The following is a 3,303-nucleotide window of genomic DNA, read 5'->3' on the forward strand; positions in this document are numbered from 1 at the left end:
TTCTGGTGGTCGGGATAATGAACAAATTCCAGACCCTTCCAGTCGTGGTTGACGAAGCCTCGACTGCCATCCAGATAATCGTGGGAGTGCCCACCGATGCCGTACTCCTTTGCCAGTGCTTTGGCACAGAGTTTGCGGTCAGGCTGGGTCTGGTACAGCGCAATAATGCGCTGTTTGCCGCCTGTAAACCCTGAACCATGCCGCCGCAGCTCGTTCTCAATTTCAGCCTGCGACAAAACAAAAGCGGAGGGCGTTTTTTCGCTCTCCGCTTGGTCGATCTTCTCAATTTGCTGGGCTTCGGTGGGGATGTTCGCATCCAGAAAACTTAGCTGTAGATCAGCTCCGTCATCACCAGTTCCTCTGCCTGCGCTTTCAGACTGTTCATGTGCTGCACCCACATCAGTTGGTTCTGCGCTTTGTCCGGGGCTGGGTCCTGCTTCAGAAGCTGCTCCATGGTCTGCTGCATCCGGCTCTCTGCTGTCTGCTCCAGTTCCATCAGATGCGGGTACAGCGTCCCGTTCAGGAGCATCGAATTGTACAGTACCGGGCGATACTGCATCAGGTACGTCCGGCGCAGCCTGCCGTACTTGCCCAGCGGCTTCCGGGGCTGGTTCAGGGTTAGGTTCGGGAGCTGGTAGTCCCCGACGGTCGAGTAAGTCACGTTCCTGCTGTTCGTATTCATATTGGCTCCTTTCTGCATTGCGGCGGCGAATGGTTGTTTTTACGGTGCGCTCGATGTTACGCAGCACCTCCCGGCTCATGTCGCTGACGGCTGCGCCGAGGGCGTAGACACTATCCGGGGTGGAAAAATTGTAGATTGCCTGAAAATCGTCCTTGTCGAACCACCCGGCAGGCTCAATGCCGCAGCGTTCCAGCAGCGTGTAGGTGACGCTGATGGCGGCGGCAGACTTGAACTGCATCTCCACCCCGGCTTCATCATAATCCATCAAGAGCGAACCGTCAACGATGGCACGAATGTCCCCGCCGTTGTTGTCCCAGTAATCCGCCACCAGTTTCCCCGCAACATCCGCAAGCTGCTGGCTGACACGCTCGCCGCTGATGCCGTAGGTCTTGCTCAACATTTCCGAAACCGGCTGCACCAAATCGGGACCGAGCTGCCACACCTCCGGGTCACGGGAATTGCGGCGCACCCCGGTGTCCGACACATCGAAAACGTAGTGCAGGCGCGGGAATCCGCTGGATTCGTCCAGCAAGGCGATGCCCTTAGAGCCACGCCTGACATAGCGGTTCATCCGGTTGCGCCAAATGTCAAATTCGGCGCAGGCGGTGGCATCGGGCCGCTGAGCGTAGATCATAAGCTGGTCGGCAAAGGGGTACTTGTACAGCCGGGATGCGGTGGTCAGGTAATCCGTCCAGCTTTCCCAGTACCGGGTCAAGCCGTTTGCCGTGCGCTGGGCAAGGGCAAGGTATTCTTCGGTTTTGCTTGGCATTTTGGCCTCCTTCTTCAGATTTTAGGGTATAAAAATAGCGGGCAACCGTTTTTGGGTTGCCCGCCAAGGGTATATAATAATTGGGTTATCGTCGACTTTGAAGTTTTGATGATGAATGTCTATTTTTCATCGCTTTCGGGCGGACGAACATAACGTAACATTTTTCTTTCACAGGCACCAAATTCCAAATAGTTGTTTTTTGCCTCGTTTAGAGTTATTCCATGATTCAAGTCACTGGGGTCGCTATCAGAAGTAATAAACGGGTCATTCTCCCAAAAGCAAACTGGGCAAATGTACCCACAATCTTCCTTTGGTGGAACATTATAAGTAAAACATTCGCAGCATGGACATTGATACTTTTTCAAATAGATGCACCCCCGCAAGCACCGACTTGTCAATTTGTATATGGCTCTGTGTCTTTTCCGTCGTATACAATTACTTTAATGTTGGTGGCTGCATCAACATCCGCATGAATACCTACGGTATATTCTTTGTCCGTAACATTCGCAAAAGAGTAGCAGCCTCCCGCAGAAATATTGCCAGATACGATTTCCTGTTCGCCTTCGCAGAGCAAATGCACCACAATTTCAAAATCATTCCTATTCTGAATCGTCAGTGTGCCCGTTTTGGATGAAACCTTTACATTAGAATAAGTGATTACATATTGGGCAGATGTTGATTTTTCTGTACAAGACACAGAGCAATCCCATTGGATTGCAGCCTTCGCCTTTCTGTAGGATTCCGAAGATCTATACGCCGAAATTATAATGATTGCGGCTACGGCAAAGACGCTCACGATAATGAACACTATTGGTGCTTTTTTCTTCATAGTCTTTATCTCCAAAATTTCCAATTCATTGAGTTGAGCATATTACATACGCGAACACTCCAAACCTACAGCTCAGTTTCCACCGCAAGCTGCTCCTGCTTCTCTTTTTCATCAGCGATTTGGACATCAACATCTTCGCGCATCTTTTTCAGAAGTGCAAGGACTCGCTTGATTTGGCTCTTGGTGTTTTCCACTCTGCTCTGCGCCTGATTGATGTGATCCAGAACTGCCCAGTCTGCAAAGAGGCCATCAAAGAAGAAATCTGCGAATTTCAAAAAACTGTCTACCGCAACCTGAAGGTCTGCGGTGATCTCAACATCGGCAAGCTCAGTTTTGAACCGCCGCAGTTCCACTTGAAGCTGTTCCACCTGCTCCTGTGCATTGTCCAGTTCCTCATACTTGGCAAGATCAGCCATCAAACCGCCGCCCATTACGTCCCATGTACTCCAGCCCTCGGCATTATCCAGCGTTTCCAGAACTTCATTGACCGTGTGCAAGGCGGTCTTTCCGGCGTTGATGGCTTCCAGCAGCTCCCGCTTTTGGACTTTCAGTGCGGCAATGCGGCTTTCGCTTTCCACAATCTGCTGTGCGGCAGGGTGGGCAGAGACTTTGATGCTTTTGATTTTTTCGGAAAGAGCAGCTTGATACTGCCTTTCGCAATCGGACAGCCGTGCCAGTCTATTTTGAATCTGCTTCAAGTCGGCATCAACGGAAGAAAGATCATGGAGAGCCGCATCGTACTTGACGCGGGCTGCATAGGCTTCCTGCCGTTCTTTGTCCAGCTTTTCATCCATTTTTCCAATCACTTGATAGAAAAATGCGGCAAGGCTGTGTCCCTCCAGACGGTCCACATCAGCCTGCTCTGCCAGCTTGGATTTTTCCAGCTTTTTCAGGCAATCAGCAAGCGTATCTCTCTGGGCGGTCAGTTCTTTCTGTTTTGCTTCGCAGCTTTTCTTTTCAGCGACCTGCTGCCAAAGCTCTTTCAACGTAGAATCACTCATATGGAATGTCCTTTCCCGGCAT

General features: G+C 50.9%; 6 protein-coding genes. 1 reads left to right on the top strand and 5 read right to left on the bottom strand.

The window, feature by feature from the left end; all coding sequences use genetic code 11:
- Positions 1–398 (bottom strand): hypothetical protein (locus P0G09_RS15250; RefSeq protein ID WP_275253072.1); only part of this gene is annotated, 398 nt, incomplete at its 3' end.
- The gene (locus P0G09_RS15255; protein ID WP_207666269.1) at positions 326–682 is read right to left on the bottom strand and encodes a TnpV protein; all 357 of its coding nucleotides are present in this window, start codon (positions 680–682) and stop codon (positions 326–328) included. The genes P0G09_RS15255 and P0G09_RS15250, both read right to left, overlap by 73 nt.
- A 1-nt stretch (position 683) precedes the next feature.
- Between P0G09_RS15255 and P0G09_RS15260 the strand changes: the two genes are divergently transcribed.
- Positions 684–1,604: a hypothetical protein gene (locus tag P0G09_RS15260; RefSeq protein ID WP_254281884.1), complete on the top strand. Its 921-nt coding sequence runs from the start codon at positions 684–686 to the stop codon at positions 1,602–1,604.
- On the opposite strand, the gene P0G09_RS15265 is transcribed toward P0G09_RS15260, so the two are convergent.
- The 3 genes from P0G09_RS15265 to P0G09_RS15275 all read right to left on the bottom strand — a co-directional run.
- On the bottom strand, positions 1,571–1,849 hold the full coding sequence (locus P0G09_RS15265; protein WP_316542987.1) for a CPCC family cysteine-rich protein: 279 nt from the start codon (positions 1,847–1,849) through the stop codon (positions 1,571–1,573). The two genes, P0G09_RS15260 and P0G09_RS15265, sit on opposite strands and share 34 nt — an antisense overlap.
- The gene (locus tag P0G09_RS15270; RefSeq protein ID WP_015536782.1) at positions 1,846–2,280 is read right to left on the bottom strand and encodes a hypothetical protein; all 435 of its coding nucleotides are present in this window, start codon (positions 2,278–2,280) and stop codon (positions 1,846–1,848) included. The genes P0G09_RS15265 and P0G09_RS15270 overlap by 4 nt, the downstream gene beginning before the upstream one ends.
- 65 nt (positions 2,281–2,345) lie before the next feature.
- On the bottom strand, positions 2,346–3,303 hold a 958-nt coding region (locus P0G09_RS15275), incomplete at its 5' end, for a hypothetical protein (protein ID WP_342760539.1).

The organism is Faecalibacterium sp. DFI.5.82 (assembly GCF_029076575.1).
GTDB classification, from domain to species: domain Bacteria; phylum Bacillota; class Clostridia; order Oscillospirales; family Ruminococcaceae; genus Faecalibacterium; species Faecalibacterium duncaniae.

Excerpts from the sequence above, each read along its gene's own strand:
- P0G09_RS15255 (WP_207666269.1), bottom strand. The coding sequence starts at position 682 with ATGAATACGAACAGCAGGAACGTGACTTACTCGACCGTCGGGGACTAC.
- P0G09_RS15270 (WP_015536782.1), bottom strand. The coding sequence starts at position 2,280 with ATGAAGAAAAAAGCACCAATAGTGTTCATTATCGTGAGCGTCTTTGCC.